Raw genomic sequence first — 4,051 nt, 5'->3', positions numbered from 1 at the left:
GCCCGAGCCGAGCGCGATCACCCACATCACGGCCTTCACGATCAGCAGCGCGAGCGCGATCTTCAATGCGATGTGCTGATGCAGCAGGTCGCCGATCACGTCGTAGCCGACGCCGAGCGCGCGCGGCTCGAGCCAGCCGCCGATGCCGATCACGATCGCGCCGAGCGCGGGCCACCACATCCAGTGCACCGGCAGCTTCGCAAAGGTGTCCTCGACGCGATACAGCGCCGCCGACAGGCCGCATGCGAGCATGCCCGACAGCAGGCCCGCGACGATGCACGACAGCAGCGCGACGGGCGTCGGCACGGCCGTGGTCAGCGGAAACAGCGGATCGACGCCGAAGAACACGGCGCGGGCGAAACCGGCCACCGCGCAGGCGAGCGCGACCGGCAGGAAACTGCGCGGACGCCATTCGAACAGCAGCAGTTCGACCGCGAGCAGCACGGCGGCGACCGGTGTGCCGAACACGGCTGTCATGCCGGCGGCCGCACCGGCGACGAGCAGCGTCTTGCGCTCGGCGGCGGTCACGTGCACGCACTGCGCGATCAGCGAGCCGAGCGCGCCACCCGTCATGATGATCGGGCCTTCGGCGCCGAACGGGCCGCCGCTGCCGATCACGACGCCGGACGACAGCGGCTTGAGGATCGCGACCTTCGGCGACATGCGGCTCTTGCCGAACAGGATCGCCTCGATCGCTTCGGGAATGCCGTGGCCGCGGATCTTTTCCGAACCGAAGCGCGCCATCATCCCGACGATCAGCCCGCCGATCACCGGCACGACGATCACCCACGCGCCCAGCGTGTTGTTCGCGGGCGAGCGGTCGGCGAACGAGAACTGCTGGTAGAAGAACAGGTTCGTGAACAGATGGATCAGGCTCAACAGCACGAATGCGGCCAGCGTGCTGAGCAGGCCGATCCCGGCGGCAAGCAATGCGATCCTGGGCAGGCGGTCGTTGGTCGCGAAATCGCGTTTGTGTGGTGCGTTCATCGGAGTGGAAAGAGCAGGGGTCAGTAATCGATCTGGGGGACCTGGAACGCGTCCTTGAGCGACTTCAGCTCGGCGCGATGCATGGCCGCGAGGCGGGCGAGCAGCGTTTCGCCGGCTTGCTCGAGGTGGACCTCGACCTGGCGGCGGTCCGCTTCGCTCGTCTTGCGCTTCACGAGGCCGAGCGCTTCGCAGCGCGTGACCAGTGCGACGACGCCGTGATGCTGCGCCTGCAGGCGTTCCGCGAGTTCGCCGATGGTCGCCCATTCGCGATGCGGGTAGCCCTTGATGTGCAGCAGCAGCAGGTATTGCAGCGGCGTCACGCCTTCGCTTTGCGCGGCGCGTTCGGAGAAGCGCTCGAAGCGGCGCATCTGGTAGCGGAACTCGGACAGTTGCTGGAAATCGCTTTTCGCCAGCGCGCGTCGGGTATCGTTCATCGAGGTCGGTCGGACAGTCAGTTTGGGTAGCGAGAAATATATCACAACATGATATAAATGGCCGAATTCCTGCGAAATGAATGCATTTCGCGTGGCTCTGCTGTTACATGGCGTTACGTGCGCCGCGTGCGCCGCGTGCGCTGCATGCGTTATGCGGCCTCGCGTATTTGCGTCTGCCGATAAAGGCCCGTGACGAGATCCGTCTGCGTAATGATCCCGACGAGCCGGCGCGATGCATCGACGACCGGAATGTGGTGGTGGCCCGAATGCGTAAACAGCGGAACGAGCGCGGTGATCGGCATCGTTTCCGGCACGCACGCGACGTCGCGCGTCATCACGGTGGCAACGCTCGCCGGCTGGCCGCCGAACGATTGCGGCAGCCGCGCGGACAGGCGTTGCCAAAGCGGGGTCGGACGGCGCAACTGGCGCGTGAGGTCGGCGCGCGTGACGATGCCGGTCAGGCGGCCTTCGCCGTCGACGACGGGCAGCGCCTTCACGCGGTGGCGGTCGAGCAGCGTGAGCGCGGCCGCGATCGACGTCGACGGCGCGACTTCGATCGCATTCTTCGTCATCAGGTCGGCGCACGACAGCTGGCCGAACGTGCGCGTATAGGCCTGCATCTCGGTTTCGCGCAGCAGCGCTTCGAGATCGTCCGGATCGACGTCGAGCCATTCGCCGCGGCGCTTCAGCACCGCGTCGAGGTCGCCGCGTGTGAAGCCGCCGCGCGCCGGTGCGGCGCCGCCTGCCTGCGGTTTCGCTTCGGGACGCACGCCGCCGTGCGGATAGCGATGCCCGGTCAGCGCGTGATAGGCAAGCGCGGCCGACAGCAGGACGGCCGATTGCAGTGCGATCGGCTCCAGCACGAAGCTGAACCCGAGCGAATGGATCGCCGGGCCGCCGACCACGGCCGTGAGCGCGACGGCGCCCGACGGCGGGTGCACGCAGCGCAGCACGAACATGCCCCCGATCGCGCACGCGATCGCGACCGCGGCGGCCGTGATCGGATCGGCGATCCATTGTGCGCACGCGACACCGACCGTGGCCGCGACGAGATTGCCGCCGATGATCGACCACGGCTGCGCGAGCGGGCTGGCCGGCACGGCGAACAGCAGCACGGCCGATGCACCCATCGGCGCGACGAGCAGCGGTACGAGGCCCGGCACGCCGGGCAGCAGCCGCATCGTCACGCCGACCGTCGCGATGCCGACGAGCGCTCCCGTGCACGAACGCAGGCGCTCGCGCCAGCCCAGCGACATCGGATGGGGAATGAAGCTGTGCAGCCATTGCCGCAACGTGCGGCGCGACGAAGGAGAGCCTGACGACATGGACGGTAAGCGGTAAAGATGACAGCGCGGATGCGCGCAGTGACAAGCGGCGAATTATATCGCGTCGTGATACAAATTGTCGCATCGCATCAAGCCGTTGCATGCGCGCGACGGGCCTGTCTTGCAAAAACCTTTCATCCGATGAAAGTTTGCAGGCCGGACAAACGCGCAAATTTGTCTGCAGCGGCGTACAATTCGGGCCACTGAATCCCCCGTCATGCCAGAACCACGTACGCGATGCCCGCTCTCCCGCCTTTCCCCCGGCACGGTGATCGATTCGACGTGGTTCGCGGCTGCGTTCCGTTTTTCGTCTGACGCGAGCGCTGCCAACCCCTCCCCACTGACTCTCCCCAAGCCAATTCAATGGACATGCTCGAAAACATGCGCCTGTTCGTGCGCGTTGTCGAAGCCGGCAGTTTTACTGCGGTCGCGAAGGAAATCGACGCGACCACCGCGCAGGTGTCGCGCGCGGTATCGAACCTCGAAGCGCACGTACAGACGCGGCTGCTGCATCGCACGACGCGCCACCTCGGCCTCACCGAAAGCGGCGAACGCTATTTCGAGCGCGCGAAATCGATCCTCGCGGAAATCGACTACGCGAACGCGGAGGCGCGCAACGCCTTGCTGCGGCCGAGCGGCAAGATGCGCATCCATGCGATGACGGGGCTCGGACAGAGTCATGTCGTGTCGTCGATCGTCCGCTACCAGGAGGACAACCCCGACGTGTCGGTCGAGCTGACGCTCGCCCAGCGAATGCCGAATCTCGTCGAGGAGGGCTACGACGTCTCGATCGTGACGGCGTCGCAACTGCCCGATTCGGGCTATGTCGCGCAGACCTGCGGCACGAGCTGCAGCGTGCTCGTCGCGTCGCGCGAATACCTGGCGCGCCACGGCACGCCGCAGTCGCCCGACGAATTGCCGAACCACGTATGCCTGCGCCTCGATACGCCCGCATCGCCGGCCAGTGAATGGCGGCTCGAGCGCAGCGATGGCGAGGAGGCCGTCTACGAACTGCAGCCCGCGCCGTTCCAGGTCAACGTGCCGGACGCGCTGTGCGTCGCGGTGCGCGCCGGGCGCGGGATCGCGTGCGTCGCGCTGTATACGGTGCTCGACGACATCCGCGAAGGGCGGCTGATTCGCGTGCTGCCCGAGTATCGGCTGCAGACGGTAAGCGTGTACGCCGTCTACGCGACGCGCCGCTATCTCGACGCGAAGATCCGCACGTTCCTCGATCACCTGCGCACGACGCTCACGCCTGCGCTGGAGAACGACCTGCGCGAACTCGACCGGCTGACGACCGAACAG

Annotated in this window: 4 protein-coding genes; 1 reads left to right on the top strand and 3 read right to left on the bottom strand. The window is 66.7% G+C overall.

The window, feature by feature from the left end:
• The 3 genes from JYJ84_RS30220 to JYJ84_RS30210 all read right to left on the bottom strand — a co-directional run.
• The coding region (locus JYJ84_RS30220; protein WP_205189863.1) for a chloride channel protein at nucleotides 1-987 on the bottom strand (987 nt) is incomplete at its 3' end.
• A gap of 20 nt (nucleotides 988-1,007) precedes the next feature.
• Nucleotides 1,008-1,421 (bottom strand): MarR family winged helix-turn-helix transcriptional regulator, encoded by a 414-nt coding sequence (locus JYJ84_RS30215; protein ID WP_043184389.1) that lies wholly within the window; start codon nucleotides 1,419-1,421, stop codon nucleotides 1,008-1,010.
• Between the two features lie 149 nt (nucleotides 1,422-1,570).
• Entirely contained in the window at nucleotides 1,571-2,746 is a 1,176-nt protein-coding gene (locus JYJ84_RS30210) for an HPP family protein (RefSeq protein WP_174956159.1), read from the bottom strand.
• 363 nt (nucleotides 2,747-3,109) lie between these two features.
• Between JYJ84_RS30210 and JYJ84_RS30205 the strand changes: the two genes are divergently transcribed.
• Nucleotides 3,110-4,051: LysR family transcriptional regulator (locus JYJ84_RS30205; RefSeq protein WP_205189862.1), on the top strand; the 942-nt coding region annotated here is incomplete at its 3' end.

Origin of the sequence: Burkholderia sp. LMG 13014 (genome assembly GCF_905232215.1) — a bacterium.
Lineage (GTDB): Bacteria > Pseudomonadota > Gammaproteobacteria > Burkholderiales > Burkholderiaceae > Burkholderia.
This window is presented reverse-complemented; position numbering and strand designations above follow the sequence as displayed.